Origin of the sequence: Dysgonomonas sp. HDW5B, from assembly GCF_011299335.1 — a bacterium.
Classification (GTDB): Bacteria; Bacteroidota; Bacteroidia; order Bacteroidales; family Dysgonomonadaceae; genus Dysgonomonas_A.
In genome coordinates, this window is the sequence record NZ_CP049858.1 from 1,664,580 (window position 1) to 1,685,250 (window position 20,671).

General features: G+C 36.0%; 20 protein-coding genes. 6 read left to right on the plus strand and 14 right to left on the minus strand.

Annotated elements, in window-relative coordinates:
- Nucleotides 1-96: 96 nt before the first annotated feature.
- The 3 genes from rsmA to G7051_RS06755 all read left to right on the plus strand — a co-directional run bounded on the left by rsmA (nt 97) and on the right by G7051_RS06755 (nt 2,651).
- Complete coding sequence (gene rsmA / locus G7051_RS06745; RefSeq protein WP_166112852.1) at nt 97-912, plus strand: 16S rRNA (adenine(1518)-N(6)/adenine(1519)-N(6))-dimethyltransferase RsmA; 816 nt, start codon at nt 97-99, stop codon at nt 910-912.
- 78 nt (nt 913-990) lie between these two features.
- Nucleotides 991-1,935 carry a magnesium/cobalt transporter CorA gene (gene corA, locus G7051_RS06750; protein WP_166199145.1) on the plus strand — a complete coding sequence of 315 codons (945 nt, stop codon included), beginning with the start codon at nt 991-993 and terminating at the stop codon, nt 1,933-1,935.
- Between the two features lie 209 nt (nt 1,936-2,144).
- The gene (locus G7051_RS06755; protein ID WP_166199146.1) at nt 2,145-2,651 is read left to right on the plus strand and encodes a hypothetical protein; all 507 of its coding nucleotides are present in this window, start codon (nt 2,145-2,147) and stop codon (nt 2,649-2,651) included.
- Nucleotides 2,652-2,892: 241 nt separating this feature from the next.
- On the opposite strand, the gene G7051_RS06760 is transcribed toward G7051_RS06755, so the two are convergent.
- The 12 genes from G7051_RS06760 to ribD form a co-directional block, all read right to left on the minus strand.
- Nucleotides 2,893-4,203: a tetratricopeptide repeat protein gene (locus G7051_RS06760; protein WP_166199147.1), complete on the minus strand. Its 1,311-nt coding sequence runs from the start codon at nt 4,201-4,203 to the stop codon at nt 2,893-2,895.
- Nucleotides 4,204-4,249: 46 nt separating this feature from the next.
- Complete coding sequence (locus G7051_RS06765; RefSeq protein ID WP_166199148.1) at nt 4,250-4,477, minus strand: hypothetical protein; 228 nt, start codon at nt 4,475-4,477, stop codon at nt 4,250-4,252.
- A 226-nt stretch (nt 4,478-4,703) separates the two neighbouring features.
- Nucleotides 4,704-5,885 (minus strand): ABC transporter permease, encoded by a 1,182-nt coding sequence (locus G7051_RS06770; protein ID WP_166199149.1) that lies wholly within the window; start codon nt 5,883-5,885, stop codon nt 4,704-4,706.
- Nucleotides 5,882-6,526 (minus strand): ATP-binding cassette domain-containing protein, encoded by a 645-nt coding sequence (locus tag G7051_RS06775; protein ID WP_166199150.1) that lies wholly within the window; start codon nt 6,524-6,526, stop codon nt 5,882-5,884. The genes G7051_RS06770 and G7051_RS06775 overlap by 4 nt, the downstream gene beginning before the upstream one ends.
- 78 nt (nt 6,527-6,604) lie before the next feature.
- On the minus strand, nt 6,605-8,221 hold the full coding sequence (locus tag G7051_RS06780; RefSeq protein ID WP_166112870.1) for a DUF4836 family protein: 1,617 nt from the start codon (nt 8,219-8,221) through the stop codon (nt 6,605-6,607).
- Nucleotides 8,222-8,427: 206 nt separating this feature from the next.
- Entirely contained in the window at nt 8,428-8,925 is a 498-nt protein-coding gene (locus tag G7051_RS06785) for an OmpH family outer membrane protein (protein WP_166112873.1), read from the minus strand.
- A gap of 62 nt (nt 8,926-8,987) precedes the next feature.
- A complete protein-coding gene (locus G7051_RS06790; protein ID WP_166199151.1) occupies nt 8,988-9,503 on the minus strand; it encodes an OmpH family outer membrane protein in 516 nt (171 codons plus the stop codon).
- Between the two features lie 94 nt (nt 9,504-9,597).
- Nucleotides 9,598-12,249 carry an outer membrane protein assembly factor gene (locus tag G7051_RS06795; RefSeq protein WP_166112879.1) on the minus strand — a complete coding sequence of 884 codons (2,652 nt, stop codon included), beginning with the start codon at nt 12,247-12,249 and terminating at the stop codon, nt 9,598-9,600.
- Between the two features lie 22 nt (nt 12,250-12,271).
- Nucleotides 12,272-13,009 carry an isoprenyl transferase gene (locus G7051_RS06800; RefSeq protein ID WP_166112882.1) on the minus strand — a complete coding sequence of 246 codons (738 nt, stop codon included), beginning with the start codon at nt 13,007-13,009 and terminating at the stop codon, nt 12,272-12,274.
- 79 nt (nt 13,010-13,088) lie between these two features.
- Nucleotides 13,089-13,811, minus strand: a complete 723-nt coding sequence (locus G7051_RS06805) for a DUF6089 family protein (protein WP_166199152.1) — start codon at nt 13,809-13,811, stop codon at nt 13,089-13,091.
- A gap of 110 nt (nt 13,812-13,921) precedes the next feature.
- Nucleotides 13,922-15,313 (minus strand): DUF6242 domain-containing protein, encoded by a 1,392-nt coding sequence (locus G7051_RS06810; protein ID WP_166199153.1) that lies wholly within the window; start codon nt 15,311-15,313, stop codon nt 13,922-13,924.
- Between the two features lie 78 nt (nt 15,314-15,391).
- The gene (gene ribD / locus G7051_RS06815; RefSeq protein ID WP_166199154.1) at nt 15,392-16,459 is read right to left on the minus strand and encodes a bifunctional diaminohydroxyphosphoribosylaminopyrimidine deaminase/5-amino-6-(5-phosphoribosylamino)uracil reductase RibD; all 1,068 of its coding nucleotides are present in this window, start codon (nt 16,457-16,459) and stop codon (nt 15,392-15,394) included.
- Between the two features lie 81 nt (nt 16,460-16,540).
- Here ribD and prmC point away from each other — a divergent pair, with 81 nt between their 5' ends.
- Genes prmC through G7051_RS06830 form a run of 3 tightly spaced genes read left to right on the plus strand, consistent with a single transcriptional unit; the run spans nt 16,541 to nt 18,538 of the window.
- Nucleotides 16,541-17,386, plus strand: coding sequence for a peptide chain release factor N(5)-glutamine methyltransferase (prmC, locus tag G7051_RS06820; protein ID WP_166199155.1), 846 nt, complete (start codon nt 16,541-16,543; stop codon nt 17,384-17,386).
- Entirely contained in the window at nt 17,383-17,877 is a 495-nt protein-coding gene (locus tag G7051_RS06825) for a regulatory protein RecX (RefSeq protein ID WP_166199156.1), read from the plus strand. Before prmC ends, G7051_RS06825 begins: the two co-directional genes overlap by 4 nt.
- On the plus strand, nt 17,846-18,538 hold the full coding sequence (locus G7051_RS06830) for a ComF family protein (RefSeq protein WP_166199157.1): 693 nt from the start codon (nt 17,846-17,848) through the stop codon (nt 18,536-18,538). The genes G7051_RS06825 and G7051_RS06830 overlap by 32 nt, the downstream gene beginning before the upstream one ends.
- Here G7051_RS06830 and G7051_RS06835 read toward each other — a convergent pair.
- Together G7051_RS06835 and G7051_RS06840 are read right to left on the minus strand one after the other, a co-directional pair.
- The gene (locus tag G7051_RS06835) at nt 18,535-19,713 is read right to left on the minus strand and encodes an MraY family glycosyltransferase (RefSeq protein WP_166199158.1); all 1,179 of its coding nucleotides are present in this window, start codon (nt 19,711-19,713) and stop codon (nt 18,535-18,537) included. The genes G7051_RS06830 and G7051_RS06835 overlap by 4 nt on opposite strands.
- A gap of 69 nt (nt 19,714-19,782) precedes the next feature.
- A complete protein-coding gene (locus tag G7051_RS06840) occupies nt 19,783-20,658 on the minus strand; it encodes a carbon-nitrogen hydrolase (RefSeq protein ID WP_166199159.1) in 876 nt (291 codons plus the stop codon).
- Nucleotides 20,659-20,671 lie beyond the last annotated feature (13 nt).

A 20,671-nucleotide genomic window follows, 5' to 3' on the forward strand; every position in this document is an offset into this window, starting at 1 on the left:
TATAGCATTAAATAATTTGCATTACTGAATAATAACAAGCTTTGATTGTTACACCAGCCAAAGCAATAAACGAGTCTTAGACTTTAAGATATATAGATGGGAGACGTAAGAGCAAAGAAATTTCTGGGACAACATTTTTTGAAAGATTTGCAAATAGCGAAGCAAATAGCTGATACTTTAGACGATTTTTCGGATGTTCCCATAATAGAAGTTGGTCCCGGAATGGGGGTACTGACCCAGTATTTGCTCGAAAAAAATCGCGATCTTACCGTTATAGAAATTGACCGCGAATCGGTTCCATATCTCAACCAACATTTTCCTGCTCTAAAAGGACATATCATCGAAGGTGACTTCCTGCAACTGAACCCAACGGATATTTATCCCGATCAGTTTTGTATTATAGGTAACTACCCTTATAATATCTCTTCTCAAATATTCTTTAAAGTTCTCGATTACCGAAAGCATATTCCATGCTGCTCGGGTATGCTTCAAAAAGAAGTTGCCGAACGTATTGCATCGAAACCCGGTAAAAAAGCATACGGAATACTTAGCGTGCTCCTACAGGCATGGTACGATATCGAATATCTGTTTACGGTAAGCGAAACTGTTTTCGATCCGCCTCCCAAAGTAAAATCGGCTGTCATACGATTGGTACGTAATAATAGGGAAAGCCTGGGTTGTGATGAGAAGCTGTTCAAGACAGTTATCAAGACTTCTTTCAACCAACGCCGCAAGACATTACGTAATTCGATGAAACCGCTTTTGGGCAAAGACAATGCTATATATACAGACCCTATTTTTGAGAGACGTCCCGAACAATTGTCAGTGGAAGAATTTGTATATTTGACAAACCTTACACGTGAACACATGCCGCAAGGTGCAGAAGACGCCGGCATCAGACGTAAAGAATAGGGGTCACAGACCCTGTTTATTGCTTTGGCAAGACAACAGAACAGTTAACAACCAGTAACTCATAACTAAATACTTATTATGTCTGAAGTAAGATTATTCTATCACAAAGACAATGTAATTCGTATCAGTCGCAGTATCGAGTTCTTGAAGACTAATCCAATTAAGAATTTTCTGTGGATAGACTTGAACAACGTTGATGAAGAAATAGAGAACGAATTAGAGGATTATCTGAAAATATATATTCAGGAAGAGGAAGAGATGATAGAGATTGAGATGTCATCCCGATATATAGAAACGTACGATTCGCTGGTTGTCAATTTTAACTTCTTACGTCCCAATTTCGAGAAAGAATTGGTCTCATTCATTCTGAAGAATAATATACTGATAACTGTTCGTGACGAGGATCTTACTTCGTTTCAGGAAACAGTAAAGAAGATATCAGCCAACCCACGAAATTATCCTACAGGCTATCATGTGTTTGTTGCACTACTCGAAACACGGGTAGAAGTAGATGCTGATATGATCGAGGAAATGACTCAAAAGATTACCACGCTGAGTAATACACTGACCATGGAAGAAGCCGACGAAGAGCTGTTGATGGAAATCAAAGACCTTCAGGAAAAGACTATGATGTTGCGCGAAAATATAATCGAAAAGCAACGGGCTGTATCGAGCATGTTAAAGAGCGAATTAATCAACAGAGAGCTGCATGGTAAACTAACCATTATCGTAAAGGATATAAACTCGCTACTCGAACATATCAAGTTTAGCTTCGACAGACTTGATTATCTGCAAGATACGTTCCTCGGATTTGTTAATATTGAGCAGAATAAAATCATCAAGATATTTACCATTATTTCGGTAATATTTATGCCCCCTACCCTTATTGCGAGTATCTACGGAATGAACTTCGACATCATGCCCGAACTCAAATGGGACTACGGATATATTGTAGCCATCGGTTTGATGTTAGCTTCATCGGGAGGTATACTTGTTTTCTTCAGGCGGAAAAGGTGGTTATAGAAACAACAGAATATAAGTAGTGACAAAATAGTTACATCAGTAAATATATTTGCCGCTTTTATCTACAAGCTAAACGCCTACAATTAAACGATTTAAATCGAAAAAGATTACAAAAGTGACAAAAGTGACACACAAAATACGCTTTTCAATCCCCGATAGCATATAAACACAGTTACATAACTATTAATACAAACTTAAACCATTTAGTAATGAAACAATACTATTTATTTATTTTCATTATCTTTTTTATAGGTTGCAAAGAAGAACAAAAAGAACAGGAATATCAAGTAATCAATATTGAAAAAAGTTACCCTTATTTAACTGAAAAGCATTCTACGACCAATATAGCCCCCCATATTTTAGACTTGTTTAAGCAAAAAGTATATTTAATAAATTCGTTAACCCAGCTAAATGATAATCCACTGTTTAATTATTGTCCTGAAACTTTAAAAGAAGAATTAATTAAATGTGATTTTAATCAATATTCATTGATCATAGCTTCATCTTCCACTTTAAATGAAGTTGTAGATTTGAAAGGTACTATGCTATTCAATAATTATAACTTGGACTACCAATATAATCAAGCTTTTTATTCAAAACCTTTAGTAGAACCTATCAGTAACATTTATTTTGTTCTGAATGCTTTCTCGGTAAAAAAAATTCCTGATACTTCGAAAATTTCTTTTTCAAAGTCTATGTTGATAATAGACAAATAAAAAAGAGTGTTGTTTATTAAACAACACTCTTTTTTATTCTTTATAAGTATAAGATATTTACTTCTATTTCTTTATAGCCTGTTATTAATTCCATGTCTATCAACTTAACAATTTCTTCTTCACTGATAGTTTTAAGATTAAAGCACTATATTATCATCATTCCTACAGAAATACAACACCAGAGGTAAAGCAAACATTATTATACAATTACGCTATAACATAATGAAATGAATCATCCTGTTTACTCATCCGCCAGCATAGACTTGATTTCGGCTTCTATTTGGGGATATTCTTTCCCCATCGAATATATCAAGCCTCTGAGTATTTCGTATTTATCTGCACATTCTCTTATTTCAGCTTTATCTTTCTTATGATTCCTCCAAATAAATAGGACAAATGCAAATAGAACACAGAAGACAATTAAGCCGATTATAAGCAAGAAATTAATATGCGACTTGAATTCTTGTACTTCTCTTTCCTTTTTTACTAAGTAGTAGTTTTTGTCAGCAGCTAATAAAGCCGGTGCATCTGCTTCTTTTGCAATCTGCTCTTTTGTTATTTTTTCGAGTTCACTATATTCGAATGCCTGCTTGTAATCACCCAATTGCTTATAATACTCAGCAAGAGCGGCATACATCTCTTTGGAAGTATATTTATATGTTACTTCGGGAAGATCGGCAATTACCAAATCTGCATATTGTTTAGCTGACTTAACATCTCCTTTTTTATTATAAGTATTTAGTAAATAGAGATTTATTTGTCGAATTTGATCTGCATTAGTAATATCCATCACTAATGCTGTATGGAAATACTCTATCGCTTTATTATATTCCTCCATACCATAGCAAACCACTGCTAGATTTTGTAAAGAAAAACTCTTATATTTTTCATTGCCTGCCTCTGTTGCATTATTTAAAGTCTTGTTAAAATAATAATAGGCACTGTCAAGCCTATTACTATCTTCATAAGCTCTACCAATATTAGTAAGTATTCTTAATTTTCGTTGATCAATATTACCTACTTTATCATAATAAGATAGTGCCTTTTGATAATTTACGACAGCACTATCATAAAGCTCCTGTTGATAATAAATATATCCAATATTATTTAAACTTTTACTTACCAATAAGCTATTATCAAGTTTCTCAGAAGTAGAGTTCACGGTGTGCATATAGGACTCTAAAGCCTTTGAAAAATCACCTCTATAATCATATAGCTGTGCAGAATAATAATTTGCAAGATCGCTATATTTAGATTTTTCTATTTCATTGAAATATCGTTGTGCTTCGAAAATTAAAGTGTCTGCCTGTATATCTTGTTTCGTTTCATATTTCGCACCTACATAAATGACAATGTATTGCATATAAGAATCTTTATCTAGCCCGTCTAAGTCACCAATAGAGTCCAGCAAAGTAAGTGCAATATCAGGTTCTCCAACAATTAAGCTATTATAAGCTTTATCTAGTGAGATTTTATTTTTCTGACAAGAAGATAATAATAACATTCCGATAATCAGAAAGAGTAGATATCGGGGTAATTTCAGTAGTTTCATAAAAAGATGTTTGGTATCAAAAGGTAATAATTATTACATCCTTATTCTATCTCGAAAGGTTATTAGAGCTATGAAATAAGCTATCGGAACAATTATTATTAAAACTAATTTCTTTGTCCTCAATTATGGGAGTTAATTTATCTACAGAATTTACATATCCATTCATAGACTCATCTTTACCTCCACCTGTAGTTCCCCCACCGCCCATTTCATCTTCACACGAGGTAAATAATAATAAGATAGTTGTACTAATTGCAATCAGTAAAGTTTTCATAGTTTATATTATTTCATGCGTATTTTTGTAATTGTTCAAAAATAAAATAATTATTGTTTCTATCCCAACCTTCTCTTGCGATAGACTCTTTTTTATAAATTTTCGTTTCAATTATTAGATTAATATTAGATTTTAAGAGCATAATAAAAAAACTTCGCCAACAAGTATCCTTAGACTGCTAAAGAATACCTGTTGGCGAAATATATGATAGTAAAATAGAATAAGCTTATTTCACCTTTCTTCTAATTATCAAAATATTCAACAAAGAGAGTAATACGAAAATAGTAATTCCTATAAGTAGTGTATATACCGAGAACCGAGCCTCAGCCACAGGAAGCAATTTTCCCACGAAATTAAGGTATTGTGCCCTGACAATAAAAGTTATGGCTAAAGACAGAACCAGAATAACCAGATTGAGGCCTACAGCTAACCATTCGTAGGGCTTTACAACAATAGATTTACTATATCCTATCAACCGTAAAGTTCTTAATTTATTCATATTTTTCTCGAGTAACAAATAGATACTCAATACCAATATAAAGAAAGACAATACACATATTAACACACCTACCGAAACCACAATTCCAATTATAATTTTCAGGAAGAAAGACATCTTGCTGGCAGTTGTATTATCTCCACTAATCTCAAAACCTTTATCCTTAAAATACCCCGAGAGGTTAGGATCTGCTATATTAGAAACCTCAATAATCAATCGGGCAGGCTCCGATGGAGTACCTCCATATTGCTGATTTGCCCAAGTCATAAATGTTTCGGGAACCAATATCGAGTTTATCCGGTTCGAAAAACCCACGATACGCCCTTTCATCTGCTGCCTGAGACCGTTTTTTCCTGTTATAGATATATCAAGATTAATCAATCCGATTAATTGTTCCGAAATTCTCGGCATAGAACTAGCTTGTGCAAAGCCGAAATTATAGAGGTCTAAATAATTTTTAGGGAGAATAATGGGAACCGTATTGTCAACAGGAGAAAATCTCCAACTGTCGGATGTTACATCAATGAAATGATCGGGAACCGATTCGAAAAACATTTCGGTATTAAATGCAATACCAAGCTTCTGACTATTAAATCCACCGAATACATTAAATTGCGACGGTGTAAAAGCCCCTACATTTTTCACAAACGACTGCTTCTTCAGATCATCTATTTCGTTTTGACTAAAGCCATTGGATCGTGACGATAAACCGCCCAAAATTCCTACTTTTTTAGTTATCGTCAAATAGTCCTCTTTAAGAAGTTTGTCTTTTCCGGTAAAGAGTGGATTGATATCAAAATAAAACTGAAAGGCCAGTAAAACAATACTCATCCCGATAAGGCTGGTAACTGCAAAACCTATTAACTGGGGTTTACTTATATTTTCCCGCAATAATTTCCAGATCAATTTCATAGAGCAAAAGTTTTAATATACTCCAATGGCAGATTTTTCCCGATTGATGTTGCTATAATAGCTGCTCCCTGTTGCCATGCCTCTCTCTGAAGCAATACGGCGGCAATAGACGCATTTTCGTCATCCAGATGACTAATGGGTTCGTCCAGTATCAGAAAATCGAATGGCTGACACAAACAACGGATTAATGCAACACGCTGTTGTTGTCCCCAAGACATCTTTCCGACTAAAGAATGTTTTTTATTGGATATGCCCAACATATGAAACATCTCATCAATCTGATTATTTTCCTTATAACGAGTCAGATTATTCTTCAGTTGTACATTTTCAAGTGCTGTCAACTCAGGAAAAAGACAAAGCTCCTGAAAAAGAAGGCTGATATTTGTACAACGAATATTATCCCACTGTTTGGTCTTTAATTTGCGTATGTCTGTATCATCGAACAGTATTTTCCCCGAATAATCGTCCCTGTAGCCATATATATAGCTGCAAAGCGAGCTTTTTCCTGTGCCCGAATTGGCTTCGACCAGATAATATTGCCCTTTTTCGAAGCTAAAGTCTTGCAACCAGACATCCGATTGCAAATCCCTTTCATTAGAGAAGATTTTAGGAATTGTATTATGGAAGACTATTTTATCCATCTTAATTTAAATCAGGTAACAGTCAGCAGTGACCAGCCAACTAGAGTGTTAACCGATCACTGTGTATTGTTTGTTGTTTTATCTGAACATGCCTCCAAAACTGGATATTAACTGATCCAATTGTTTGCAAATAACAGCTAAGCTATTTTTATCTTTAGTAGCCAATTCGAGTCTGCCCACTCCTGTCAAATCTCCGGCACTGGCAAATTCATATTTTCCGAATTCACTTAAGAAGGGTCCGAAAGCCTGAAACGCCATATTATTTGTCATATACGATTGCAATACCTGCAAATCGCCCAACATCACAATAGACTTATCCTTAATGACATTCGAGTAGTTACTAGTCAGATCAGATGCTTTGAGGTTATTGTATACCACTTGGTTATTGGTAAAGAAAAACGTATTGCCGTTTGCTCCCCAATAAACATCTACATTATTGCTGCTTATTTTAAAGTTGGTTGGCGATAGTTCTGTATATTTCATTTCACCATTAGCCAATTGTTGTTTAATAAAGCCGATCACCTCTTCAGGGTTAGTTATATCGGCAAAGAAAACAAATTCGGGAGTAGGTGCTCCCATGTCGCTAAAGATATCATCTTTCTGCTTCGTGGCAGTTTTAGAAGTTACCGCAAAAGTGATATCTCCATTCAAATCTTTTAAAATTTTCTGGATTTCATCCGATTCAACACCTTCGGGAAGTTCCTTGGTGAGTAATTCGATAAACCCTAATTTCTCTAAATAAGAATATGCACCCTCTCCTTTTACATTGGCTGAAGCCAGAAATAAAGGATCATTGGTAATATATTTCAGTTGATCGCCTTTAATGTTACCACTTAATTGAGCCAACAGGTCTTTAAATTTTTTCTCACTCTCAGGCGAATCATAAAAATATTTATTTTCAAATCTGACCTCTCCATTTTCGAAAGAAGTATATATACCTGTAGATACACCATCGATATCAGATAAGAATTTCTTAAACGGAATGGTTACATCTGTTGCCTTTGCTAATCCCGCTAAATCAGGAAGAGTCTTATCCATGCCTTTCATCGAAAAGAAAGTCGAGATGTCTTTTTTGCTTTTCAGAAATTCAACAAATTCCGGATTCGAATTTATACTTTTATCGGCACCTTGCTTCAATTGTACTCGAGCCAACTCTGCCAGATTAGGAGTTTCCTTCACATCACTTGCATTACCATAGGCTGATGCAATATCAACCAACAGCAACAGTTTATTACCGTTCCATGCTACACAGGTCTGCGATTCGGGAGCAACAGTATATATGCCTCCTTCTTTCTTTATATCTTGTTCTTGTACTAATGAGAATTTCACCAGTGCCTCTTTCACCTTATCGGCATTATTAACACCTGCCACTACTCCATAAACCTTGTAGTTTGTGTAGAAATACAAGTCGCCCTTCAGGTCTAAGCCCAAAGAGTTTGCATCATTCAGAAAGCTATCGAGCAACTTTATTGCAGCTTCGTCTTTCAACGTCACTTTATACATGCTTATAGCTTGTTGAATCATGGGGTTACTGAATATATCATATTCGGATTTTGTAACCAATGATTTGGCATCAACGCAAACAACATAGTTGGCGTCTGCGGGAATAGCATCTTTTGGATCTTTGGAATCGCTGCAAGAAGTGAAGATAAACAATACTCCTAAAAAAAATGAAAGTAATTTTTTACTAGTCATCTTAAGTTTTAATTTAAAATTCTTATTTTAAAAATAAGGCCTCAGACCTTTTTGTTGTTTGGGTGTAGGAGCGAGCCTATCTGATCGACCATCGAAGACAGAGAAACAAAGCTACCCCTCGAAATTGATATAAAACATTAATAGACGAAAGGATGGCATAATCAATAAGCCATCCTTTCTATATTCTGAGATAATCAGTATCTAAATTATTTGATGCCTAATTCAGCTTTCACTAATTTACCTGCATCTACCGCACTTGTCGAAACGTAAGGAATTGCTCCTACTTCGATAATATAAGTATAACCATTTTTATCACCTACAGATTTAATTGCAGCTTGCATTTTTTGTTGTAGTGGAGCTAATAGTTGTTGACGCAAATCTTGGAATTCTTTATCGCTGTTTTCAAGATAAGTTTCATATCTTTCTTGAATTTGTTGTACTTGTTTTTGACGGTCTGTCAATACAGCTTCAGTTGGCTCAGCTGTAGAAGCTTTAAATTCTTCCATTTTTTTGTCGTACTCAGCTTGTATTGCAGCCAAATTCTTTTTAATTTCTTCTTGCTTTGTAGCTAATTTAGTTTCTACATCCTTAATTTCAGGCATTTGAGTGAATACTTCCTGAGTATTGATATAGGCTAGTTTATCTTGTGCGTATACTCCTATCGGAGCAACAATAAGAAAAAGGATAAATAGTTTTTTAAACATAATGCTTTGGTTTCTTTGTTTTTATTGTTTTTTTTAATTCTTTGATCGCAAATGTATATAATTTATTTTGAATATCCGAGCTTCGATAATACTTCATTACTGATATCAATACGAGGAGATGCAAAAATCACACTACTCGCTGATGCTCTGTCTAATACTAATTGGTATCCTTTAGTATCCGAAATTTCTTTAACAGCATTATAAATATCATCTTGTATAGGCTTAATCAAGGCTTCGCGTCTTTTAAAAACTTCACCTTCGGGTCCAAAATATTTACGTTTCAATTCTTGTACTGCTTTTTCTTTCTCAACGATTTCCGCTTCTCTTTTTGTTTTTTGATCTGCTGATAGGAATACAATTTCAGATTGATAAGTTTTATACATGTTTTGAACTTCCTGTTGAGAAGTTTCTACTTCTGTTTGCCATTTCTTTGATATAGCTTCCAACTGTTGATTGGCTGTTTCGTAACTGCTTATATTTTTTAAAATATATTCCATATCAATCAATGCGAACTTCTGAGAATAACCGCTTGCTGTAAAGGCAAGGAATAATCCAAAGAATAGAATAAGCTTGTTCATAATGACTGATGTTTATATCTTATATATAAATAGACAACTATTTCGCCAATTAGTTTACTCTATAACTAGTAAATAGTGTTAAAATCAACATTTATTAAAACTCTTGACCGATAATAAAGTGGAATTGGCTACCTCCATATTGGCGGCTACCGTTTACTTTATCGAATCCATAAGCCCAGTCAATACCAATAAGTCCGATCATAGGCAACATAATACGTGCACCAAATCCGGCAGAACGTTTTAAGTCAAATGGATTAAGATCTTTAATATCGCTCCAAGCATTACCTGCCTCTACAAACGATAATATATAGATTGTTGATGAAGGCTCAAGTATCAGTGGATAACGAAGCTCCAAAGCTAAACGAGTATATGCACTTGCATAATATCCGATAGATCCGTTTTCATATCCACGTAATCCTACGATTTCGGTTGCATATCCGGAAGAAGCTCCCGACATACCGTCTCCCCCCATATAGAATGTTTCGAAAGGCGATTTCTTGTGTTTGTTATAATAGCCGACTAAACCATATTCGGCACGTGTCATCAATACAGGAGTCTTCTGTATAGAAGGCATCAGTGACGTAAATGTTTTAGATTTAAATTTCCATTTGTGATATTCTACCCATCTGTATTTCTCTCCTGCATCTAAATCGGGGTTACTGTAATCAACTCCATTCCATGCTGAATAAGGAGGTGTTGCTTGTACGCTCAATGAAAACTGAGTACCTCTACGAGTATAAATCGGATTATCGATAGAGTTACGAGACAAGGTTACAGAAGCACTGATGTTATGACTTTGTCCGTTACGAACCAAGAAATAATCCCAGTTTTTCATGCTATATAATTGGTACGATAAACCTCCTTCTAATTGGAAGTAGTCATCCGGCCAATTCAAACGCTTTCCATATCCAACCGATACACCAAAGGTTTTGATCGATTTATCAGGATCCAGAGAGTTATTCAGATATGATTCTTGAAAACCCGAACTATACTGATTATTATAGAAGTTATTCAAATAGCTATTGTTAAAGAAGCTACTGTTTACACCTGTCTGGATAGAATAGTATGCTCCTACAGATAAGAAGTTAGGACGTTTTCCTCCAAACCAAGGATCTGTAAACGATATTGAATACGATTGGTAGTATTTACCATTCGTTTGTCCACTCAATTGTAAAGTTTGTCCCTCACCTTGTGGTATAATTCCTTTATATGATCCCGGATTTAATAAGTTTTTCAATGAGAAGTTAGTAAACTTCAAACTTAAACGACCCAATATACCTGTTTGTCCCCATCCTGCAGAGAACTCAACCTGATCATTTGCTTTAGACACCAATGGATATCCTATATCTACAGTTCCTGATTCAGGATCTGGCTGAATATCGGGTTGCATTTTCTCCGGATCGAAGTGTCCCATTTGAGAGATTTCACGTAACGAACGCATCAGGTCATCACGACTAAATAGTGCTCCCGGTTTGGTTCTAAGTTCGCGTCTGACAATATCTTCATACAGACGATCATTACCCGAAATCATTACTTTTCGAATTGTAGCCTTAGGACCTTCCACGATACGTATTTCCAAGTCAACCGAGTCTCTGTCGATATTTACTTCTACAGGGTCTGCCTGATAAAATATATAACCATTATTGTAATAGTAGTAATTACCTACGGCATCTTCATCTCCTGTTAAACGAGCTGATAGTTTCTTCTGGTTATAAATATCGCCGGCTCTCATATTCAACACATTGTTCAATTGATCTGTAGAGTATTCAGTGTTACCCACCCAGTTGATACGACGTATAAAATATTGTTGACCTTCGTCTAACTTAATATCTATTTTTACTTTCTTATCATTGTATTTATATACTGTATCCCATAAGATTCGTGCATCACGATATCCTAATTCGTTATATTTTGCAATTAAATTCTCTTTATCCAGCTCATAGCTTTCGGGAACATAGTTTGTAGAACGAAGGAAGTTACGAACTTTGGCAGACATAGTATGTTTATGTCTTGTTTTCTTCATTGCTTTCTCTAAAGCATCATCAGAAACTTCTTCGTTACCTTCGATACTGATGTCATATACTTTAATCTTTTCTTTCTTGTCTATTGCTATATTAAGAATTATCTGATTTTCTTTTGATAAATCGGGATTCTGAGTAACAGTAACTACAGCATTATTAAAACCTTTGTCATCAAAATATTTTTTTATGATACTTTTTGCTCTGTCAACCATATTAGGGGTAATCTGATTACCCTTTACCATACCGATTTTGCTTTCAAGATCTTCTCTTTCTCCTTTCTTTACCCCTTCATAGGATATATCGGAAATACGGGGACGATCTTTTAAATCGATATTCAGCCAAATTTTATCGCCTGATATCTTAGTCGCAGTAATTTTTATATCAGAAAAAAGTCCCTGTTTCCAGAAACGTCTTACAGCATTTGTTACTTCCGTACCGGGTATCTCAATCTTATCTCCTACGGATAAACCTGAAAACCCAATCAGAACAAAATCTTCGTACATCGAATTTTTCACGCCCGTTACTGTTATATCGGCAATCTCATACTTTTTAGGAGTAAGAGTATAGGTTATAACAGGAAGTGGACCATTATCAACAGAACTAGTTGAATTCGCTATTGCTTCATTCACCGCTTTCACCGCCACACTATCCGTCGCTTGAACTTGTGCGTCAATCTTAAATATAAAAGATGATAATAATAAAGCAAATAAACCTCTTTTGAGCATATTCTTTTTTTGTTTAATTCGATTAACGGTTGATTTGTTCGCTTGTCTTTCCAAAACGTCTCTCGCGGCATTGATAATCAACTACAGCTTCATACAAAGATTCCTCACGGAAGTCAGGCCATAACGTTTCTGTAAAATGGAATTCTGCATAAGCAGCCTGCCATAAAAGAAAGTTACTTATGCGGATTTCGCCCCCTGTACGAATCAATAAATCGGGGTCGGGTATACCTTTTGTTGTCAAAAAATCACTTACCGTAGACTCATCAACGTTAGTCAATTCACCAGAGTTTATAGCAGCGGCAATCTTTTTAGTTGCTTCTGTTATTTCCCATCGTGCCGAATAGCTTAAAGCCAAAACCAACGTAAGGCCTGTACTCACAGAGGTTTCCTGAATACATCCGTCAAGTGCCGCACGAGTAGGTGCCGGCAAACGGTCCAAATCGCCTATCGCCTTAAGTCTTATGTTATTTTTAAGAAGATCGGGAGTTTCTCTTGCTACAGATTCAATCAATAAAGACATCAGAGCCTCAACTTCTTCAGCAGGTCTGTTCCAGTTTTCCGTCGAAAAAGTATATAATGTTATATAAGAAATACCCAGTCTTGCTGCAGTTTCTATTACATTACGCACAGACACGGCACCTTCTCTATGCCCAAATGTCCTGTCAAGATTGCGTTGCTTCGCCCAACGACCATTGCCATCCATTATAATAGCAACATGGTTTGGTAACTGATCTTTATTTATTTTTTCTAAAAGCGACATCTATTTTGTCTTTTATATATGAATTAAGGTCCAAGACCTTTTTATTGCTTTCGTAAGTATTCATTAGAACCTAAGGTACTCAATAAAGACTATCTACACATGATTTACTACGTACTCCAAAATCCCAGGTAACAGAAAACATAGTCAAAAGATACCAATCTTTATTCTTGAAAAAACTACTTTCTATTTTATAAGGATCGTCCAATGACAAGCCTCCTGTTTTCTTGGTTACGTCGAACGAATCTCCAAAAAGCTTTCTGAACGAAAACTCAAAACCCAGATTCAAACGGTCTTTCCATTTATATTTTAATCCGATTCCTAAGGGTAAATTCATTCCCATAAATGTTTCTTCGCCGGAACCGATTGTCATTCCCAATCCGGTAAAGATATAAGGTGAAAATCGCCTCGTTCCCAGATACTGATACTTATCGCTATAATGGAAGAAGTTATATTCAACCTGCCCTCCTACTTCATAAAACGTTCTGCTGAACGAAGTATTTTGTCCATTAGGAAAAACATTTCCCGATTTACGTGTATCGCCCGAAACTCCTCCAACTACAAAATTGGCCTTATAAGCCCATCTGAAGTTGCGATTGTATCTTAATACTGCCCCCATTGCAAAATTAGGACTCATAAACGGGTTGTTTTTATTAGCATCTCCCATATAGGTCGAGATACCTGTCATTCCTCCTATTTCATACTCATACTCTTGAGCAGATATATTTACAGAAGAAATCAACCCCATGAAAATTAACAGGAGAACATATATCTTGTTACTATTTTCATGTTTGTTTTTTGTCATCAAAATATTTTTGTTCTGCAAATAAGGTCTAAAACCTTTTTATTTTCGATTTAATACAACACCGAAGCACTTTAAACAGTTAAATTACTGATGTGTTACTGTCAAAGCGATTAGGGGATAAGGCTGTTTAAACGTCCTTTCCATACATCACTCACGCCTTTACCACCGGACACTCCTCCGAATATCCAGATATAGTTACTGTCATCAACAATTGCTGTTTGCCCTGTTCTTGCCGAAATCTTAGGGTCTAATTTTTGCTTATTGGGTGCTACAATCCATGACTCTCCCCATAAAGCTGAGATGTAGAATCGATTATTGCTTAAAGCATATAACTTATCGCCATATACAAAATTAGAAAGCCCGGCTCCTTTAAAAAGTGTATTTTTTATAAATGGAGACATCTCTAACCCGTCATCCGAATCTTTTATAAGCCATGTATAGCTCAATTCTGATCCTGCGGTATTGACTCCTCCGGTTAAAATAAGCATTCTTTTATTCTTATTAGTGCTTACGCTTGTAAAAGATGCCGCTTTCTGCAAAGGAAAATTCGAGGGAACCTGGTTATCTGTAGGTGAAACACTTATAGTTGAAACCTCTGTGATAGTAACTAAGTCCTTAGTTTTTCCAAAATAGTATTTACCACCATTATTGTACGTAACCAATAACTGATCATCAGCGCTATTGGCTGCAGGCAGAACACCTAAAATAGACATTACTGTTTTGCCGTTCGTTAATTTAGTCCAATCCTTACCATTTACTGACGAGTATGAATTGCCTGTTTTATCTAAAGCATAGAAAACATCATTCCTTAAGAATATACTCTCGGCTTTTACCGCAGCAGGAAAACCTGATAATGTTTGTTTAACCCAATTGACAGCGCCCTTATCGGCTGTATATAAAAGAGGTGTACTTCCATTGAGACCATAAGTATAAAATACACTGCTCTTTAATATCGTTTTAGATTCACCAAACGTGCTTGGATAAGAAGTCATTTGCTTCCAGAGCATCGTGTCGGGATCTATTTTGTGAGTGCGGATATCAATATTATAAGATTTAAGAGTTCCTCCCTGTGATGTTACCGTGAACTTTACAGGTAGTTTTCCGAAACTGACAGAATCCGTCAAATTCCAGGTATAACCATTAATAGAATCCGGCGTTGTGATCAATACCTGACTTGGTGATGAACTTGGATTAAAGGTTATTGCCACTTTAACCGTATCTAACACTGTGCCAAAAGGCAAAGAATCCGGGTTATAAATAACTCCGGCTACCTGATCAATGGCAAATTTAGTCTTGTTTACCTGTATAAATCGAATAGAATCCTGCGCTCTCTTCACCGAGTCTTTACTTATTGGGGCTATGGCACTAATTCCAAACGAATAGATTTGAGCATCCTTTGATGACGAATTATAGTTAGTAGTAGTGTCATTATCACTGCAAGATGGAAATAAGAGAAAAAGAAGTAAACCCGATAACAGGTAAGTTATATACTTTATATTCATTTTGTTTATACGGTTTTATACAGTATCAGTGTGCAAAAATAGAAAGATTTTCCACTAAAACCCGAAGAAACCTAATATTTATAATATTTTATAATTCTGAGTGTTTACCAAATGTATGGCTTGTGAGTCAATGATTTTTCGATCATCAACAACTTCACCCCGTATGTTGGGGGCTTTTGTTCCCTCTACAAAGCGTCTGTCGGCTATTTCTATGTAGGCTTCGTCCCAAGCTCCGAGGTCAATAAAACTCTGTAAAAGAGTTGCTCCACCCTCAACAAGTAACGAATTTATCTTTCTTTTATTTAACTCTTTTAAAACTGAAGGAATCAAATGTTCATCAAACTTAAGAGGAATAAAATTGGTTTTATCGTTTACGATTTTGCTCTCGACTTTTTCGGTAAACAGTATTGTGTTTACACTGTTGTCAAAAAGGTGATAGTTCTCAGGGATTCGCCTGTTTCTATCGAGAATTATCCGATGGGGATTTTTACCAAACCATAAACGGGTAGTAAGTGACGGATTATCGTTTACTGCCGTATTGGTTGCAATCATAATAGCCGAAACCTCTGACCTTAATTTATGAACCAATGTCTTCGTTAAATTATTAGAAATAGGAGTAGGTTCTATAGGCTCTCCTTCCTTTCTTTTTTTATCAATAAAGCCATCGCTTGTTTGTGCCCATTTAAGGTATATATAAGGTCTGTTTTGAGTTTGCGAAACAAAGAACTCCTTGTTTTGAAACCTTGCTTCCTTTTCCAGCACCCCTATAACAACTTCAATTCCGGCTTCCTGTAACATTTTCACTCCACGCCCCGATACTTTATGGTAGGGGTCGAGAGTGGCAATCACAACCCGGGGAATCTGCATATCAATAATTAATTGCGAGCAGGGAGGTGTTTTTCCGTAATGAGAGCAGGGTTCTAAAGAAACGTAAATGGTTGATTCCTTCAACAGATTTTTATCTGAAACACTGTTTATTGCATTCACCTCAGCATGAGCTTTCCCATACTGACGATGATAGCCCTCTCCTATTATTTTACCATCGTGTACCACTACAGCTCCCACCATAGGATTGGGCGCAACATGACCTTTTCCGTTGGAAGCCAACTGCAAACAACGTTGCATATATTTTTCGTCTGTTAGCATTTTATTCCTGTTTCTATACCTTCCGGAAGAAAGATTCAAAGTAAACTTGTCCTTTCCTCTAATTTATTTAATTTTGCCGATATGCAAGATATACTCCAAAATATCCGAAAATCATTATCCGGATTTTATCCAGACAATGAAATATCGGGACTTGTTAGATTATTGATCGAACACGTCACTAAATCTTCTATGCCGGCACTTTTATCTGACAAAAATACGAAAATAACGTCAGAAGAGGTTCTAAAAATAGACAAGATTGTAGAACGTCTTCAAAGATTCGAACCTATACAATACATATTAGGAGAAACCGAGTTTTACGGATTACCATTTACGGTTAATCAAGATGTACTTATTCCAAGACCCGAAACCGAAGAATTAGTAGAACTCATTTTAAATGAAAATAAGGGAACCCAACCTCACATATTAGACATTGGAACAGGCAGTGGATGCATTGCCATCTCTTTACAAAAACACCTCCCGAAAGCCTCTGTAAAAGGCTGGGATATATCAGAAAAAGCCTTAGCCGTTGCCACACTTAACCGCAAAAGCAATTCTGTGAATGTAACATTCAATCAGGTAGATATACTCTCTGATTATCCGACTGATCAGCATTTCGATATCATTGTTAGTAATCCTCCCTATGTTTTGGATTCCGAAAAAACGGATATGCACGCCAATGTATTGGATTATGAACCTCATACCGCCCTTTTTGTTGCAGATAACGATCCACTTCTATTCTACAATCGAATTGCCGATGTAGCCATTCAATTATTGACAAACGGAGGAAAGTTATATTTCGAGATCAACAGAGCTAAAGGACAGGAAACCATAAAAATGCTCGAAAACAAAAACTTCTCAGAAATCCGATTGATCAAAGATATCTCAGGAAACGACCGCATGGTAAGAGCCGAATACTACAAAAGATGAAATATTCCGAAACCCAAGCTTTGCCGAAGATTGCCGCTTACTGCTCCAAAGCAGAAAGGGCCGAGTCTGATGTGCGCAAGAAACTGCTAGGATGGGAATTGGACGGGGAAAGCTCTCAACGAATCATCACCCGCCTGAAAAAAGAGAATTTCCTGAATGAAGAGCGTTATTGCAGAAGTTTTATAAAGGATAAAATACAATTCAACAAATGGGGAAAAGTAAAGATTGTCTTTGAATTGAAGAAAAAACGTATTTCGGAATCCATAATCAATTCTTGTTTCGAAGAAATAGAGAGTTCCGATTTTGAAACACCCCTGATGAAAATACTGGCAAACAAGGCAAAAAGCGTGAAAGCTTCCAATGACTATGAGAGGTGGACTAAATTAGTCCGCTTTGGAATGGGAAGAGGATATTCACTGGATCAGATAAAGAAATGCCTCTCAAAAATATTGGATACCAATGGCGAAGACTATTTTGAATCATTTCCTTGAACTGTTTTTCCCCCGATTATGTGTTTGTTGCGAAGACAGACTCATCGAGAATGAAAAATCTATCTGTCTAAACTGTTTACACAAACTCCCCAAAACAAACCATCTTAGCACTCGGGGTAATAAACTTGAAGTATTTTTTGCAGGACGCTTTCCCTTCGAACGTATAGCTTCCTTTGCCTACTTCGTAAAAGGAGGAAGTATTCAAAAAATTATACACGAAATCAAATACAAGAGCAATCCTCAATTTGCCTTTTATATGGGTGGGATTTGCGGAAAAGAAATCCTTAAAAGTGGGTTTTGCGGAGAGATTGACTACATTGTTCCTATACCTTTACACAAGAAAAGATTAAAACAGAGAGGTTATAATCAGGCTTTGATGATTGCCAGAGGAATATCAGGCAAAACAGGTTTTGAGGTAAGTGAAGACAATCTTATTCGGATTATACACAATCCGTCTCAAACAAAAAACTCGAGGTTCGAACGCTGGAAAAATACAACAGGTATTTTTGATATAAGCGACAAAAACCTCTTTCAGGGCAAACACATTTTACTTATTGATGATGTAATCACAACAGGCTCTACTATCGAAGTATGTGCAAAACTCATTCTATCGTGCCCTGAGGCAAGGATAAGTGTATTTACGATAGGAGTAGCGATTTAGCGAAGATCCGATTCTTCAAGGATTTGTTCTCTTTCAATTTCGATCTTTTTCTTCTCTACTACAGAAGGTTTAGATATTTGAATTTGCCTTGTACGTCTATATATAAACATATTTATAAGCACCCCCATGCCCAAATCAACTATTAGGACAATATTACAATTGAAATAATGAAGTAAAATCCAATTACTCACAATAAGAGCAACCCCTGTTACCACAACAGCAAATACGGTTCTTTTTTTAGAAAGACCGAGATCTATCAGTTTATGGTGTATGTGATTTCTATCAGGAGAAAAAGGAGCTTTCCCCATAGATATGCGAACACACATCACCTTTAATGCATCAAATAAAGGTATAAATAAGGCAACTAAGACCAATAGTAACAAGCCACTCGGAACAACCTCTACACTTGGAGGGTATTTAACTAACCGCAACATCATGAAAGCCAACATATAACCTAGAGTTAATGACCCTGTATCTCCCATGAATATTTTGCGTGTGGGGTGAAAGAAATTATAGTAAAAAAAAGGCATAAGCAAGCCTATCATTATAAATGCAATTCCCGCATATGTCCACATTCCATAAAGCCCAAATAAGATACCATACATCATTAAAGCTACAAGACTTATACCCGAGGCCAAACCATCAGCTCCATCAATAAGGTTTATAGCATTGGTTGTAAACATAATCAGACCAATACTTAACAAGACTCCTATTACAACAGGAATCTCGTGTATTCCCAATAGGCCGTACAGGTTATCGATGTATACACCACTACCTACGATGCAGAGTGAGGCGAAAAATTGTATTACAAATTTCTTTTTGAAACCTACACCAACCAAATCATCCTTCGCTCCTAATAAGTATATGACTAATAATCCACATACCAAAAGTAAGATTTCGGGTATTCTATAAAAGAATAGTTCCTCATCCCAAATTTGAAATCTGAATCTTAAAAAGAGAGAAAATAAAGCAACTAAAAGAATTACCGGTGTAAACGTAATTCCACCTAAACGAGGTATAGGGCAACTGTGTTTTTTCCTTTTATCGGGTAGATCAAATAATCGTTTTTTCTTAGCAATATAAATGACTCTAGGTAAAAGCATCATTTCAATAATTATTGAAATTACACATGCAATTCCTATGATCAGTACATTATATAGTTTTATTTCTTCCATGACATTATATTAACCTCTGCAAAAAGAAGAACGCAAAGATTTTATAATTATTGTACTAAATCTCAATTTTTAATCAATAAATCTTTTCGTGATCTCCGAAAAGGCATCTATGCGACGGTCTCTAAAGAACGGCCAGATACGGCGAACATCCTCGGATCTTTTAATATCAATTTCAACCAATTGATTTTCCTCCTTGTCATCCGAGCCTCGCCAAAGAATCTCACCTTGAGGTCCGGCAACAAAACTGCTTCCCCAAAACTGAATACCATTAGTTTGATTCGATGGATCAGGTTCATATCCAACCCTGTTAACCGAAATTACGTGTAATCCGTTTGCGACAGCATGCCCTCGTTGAGAAATAGTCCATGCATCTCTTTGTCTGGTCTTTTCATCATCCGAATCAGTTGATTCCCAACCGATAGCTGTGGGATATATAAGAATGTCAGCTCCGGCCAGAGCCATAAGACGTGCAGCTTCTGGGTACCACTGATCCCAACAAACAAGAATACCCAGCTTACCTAAAGATGTTTCAATCGGCTGAAAACCAAGGTCCCCCGGAGTAAAGTAAAATTTTTCGTAATATGCAGGATCATCCGGAATATGCATTTTGCGGTATTTGCCGGCTATAGAACCATCCTTTTCGAGAACAACTGCCGTATTATGATACAAGCCTGGAGCTCTTTTCTCAAATAAAGAAAGTACAATTACAACGCCCAGTTCCTTAGCTAACAAACCAAACTGATCAGTCGATTTTCCAGGGATTGATTCAGCCAGATCAAAAACATCCGTATTCTCTGTTTGGCAGAAATAAAGTGAATTGTGTAATTCCTGTAATACCACAAGATCTGCTCCTTGAGAAGCAAGGTCTCTGATATTCGTTTTTAATTTATTTATATTAACTTCTATATCCGAAGTATTTGATTGCTGTACTATTCCTATTTTCATTTTTCTAAATATT

Coding starts and splice junctions, on each gene's coding strand:
- G7051_RS06830 (WP_166199157.1), top strand. CDS start 17,846: ATGGCGAAGACTATTTTGAATCATTTCCTTGAACTGTTTTTCCCCCGA.
- G7051_RS06795 (WP_166112879.1), bottom strand. CDS start 12,249: ATGCTCAAAAGAGGTTTATTTGCTTTATTATTATCATCTTTTATATTT.
- G7051_RS06790 (WP_166199151.1), bottom strand. CDS start 9,503: ATGAACAAGCTTATTCTATTCTTTGGATTATTCCTTGCCTTTACAGCA.
- ribD (WP_166199154.1), bottom strand. CDS start 16,459: ATGCTAACAGACGAAAAATATATGCAACGTTGTTTGCAGTTGGCTTCC.
- G7051_RS06780 (WP_166112870.1), bottom strand. CDS start 8,221: ATGACTAGTAAAAAATTACTTTCATTTTTTTTAGGAGTATTGTTTATC.
- G7051_RS06775 (WP_166199150.1), bottom strand. CDS start 6,526: ATGGATAAAATAGTCTTCCATAATACAATTCCTAAAATCTTCTCTAAT.
- G7051_RS06825 (WP_166199156.1), top strand. CDS start 17,383: ATGAAATATTCCGAAACCCAAGCTTTGCCGAAGATTGCCGCTTACTGC.
- G7051_RS06810 (WP_166199153.1), bottom strand. CDS start 15,313: ATGAATATAAAGTATATAACTTACCTGTTATCGGGTTTACTTCTTTTT.
- rsmA (WP_166112852.1), top strand. CDS start 97: ATGGGAGACGTAAGAGCAAAGAAATTTCTGGGACAACATTTTTTGAAA.
- prmC (WP_166199155.1), top strand. CDS start 16,541: ATGCAAGATATACTCCAAAATATCCGAAAATCATTATCCGGATTTTAT.
- G7051_RS06760 (WP_166199147.1), bottom strand. CDS start 4,203: ATGAAACTACTGAAATTACCCCGATATCTACTCTTTCTGATTATCGGA.
- G7051_RS06785 (WP_166112873.1), bottom strand. CDS start 8,925: ATGTTTAAAAAACTATTTATCCTTTTTCTTATTGTTGCTCCGATAGGA.
- G7051_RS06770 (WP_166199149.1), bottom strand. CDS start 5,885: ATGAAATTGATCTGGAAATTATTGCGGGAAAATATAAGTAAACCCCAG.
- G7051_RS06835 (WP_166199158.1), bottom strand. CDS start 19,713: ATGGAAGAAATAAAACTATATAATGTACTGATCATAGGAATTGCATGT.
- G7051_RS06840 (WP_166199159.1), bottom strand. CDS start 20,658: ATGAAAATAGGAATAGTACAGCAATCAAATACTTCGGATATAGAAGTT.
- G7051_RS06805 (WP_166199152.1), bottom strand. CDS start 13,811: ATGACAAAAAACAAACATGAAAATAGTAACAAGATATATGTTCTCCTG.
- G7051_RS06800 (WP_166112882.1), bottom strand. CDS start 13,009: ATGTCGCTTTTAGAAAAAATAAATAAAGATCAGTTACCAAACCATGTT.
- G7051_RS06755 (WP_166199146.1), top strand. CDS start 2,145: ATGAAACAATACTATTTATTTATTTTCATTATCTTTTTTATAGGTTGC.
- corA (WP_166199145.1), top strand. CDS start 991: ATGTCTGAAGTAAGATTATTCTATCACAAAGACAATGTAATTCGTATC.
- G7051_RS06765 (WP_166199148.1), bottom strand. CDS start 4,477: ATGAAAACTTTACTGATTGCAATTAGTACAACTATCTTATTATTATTT.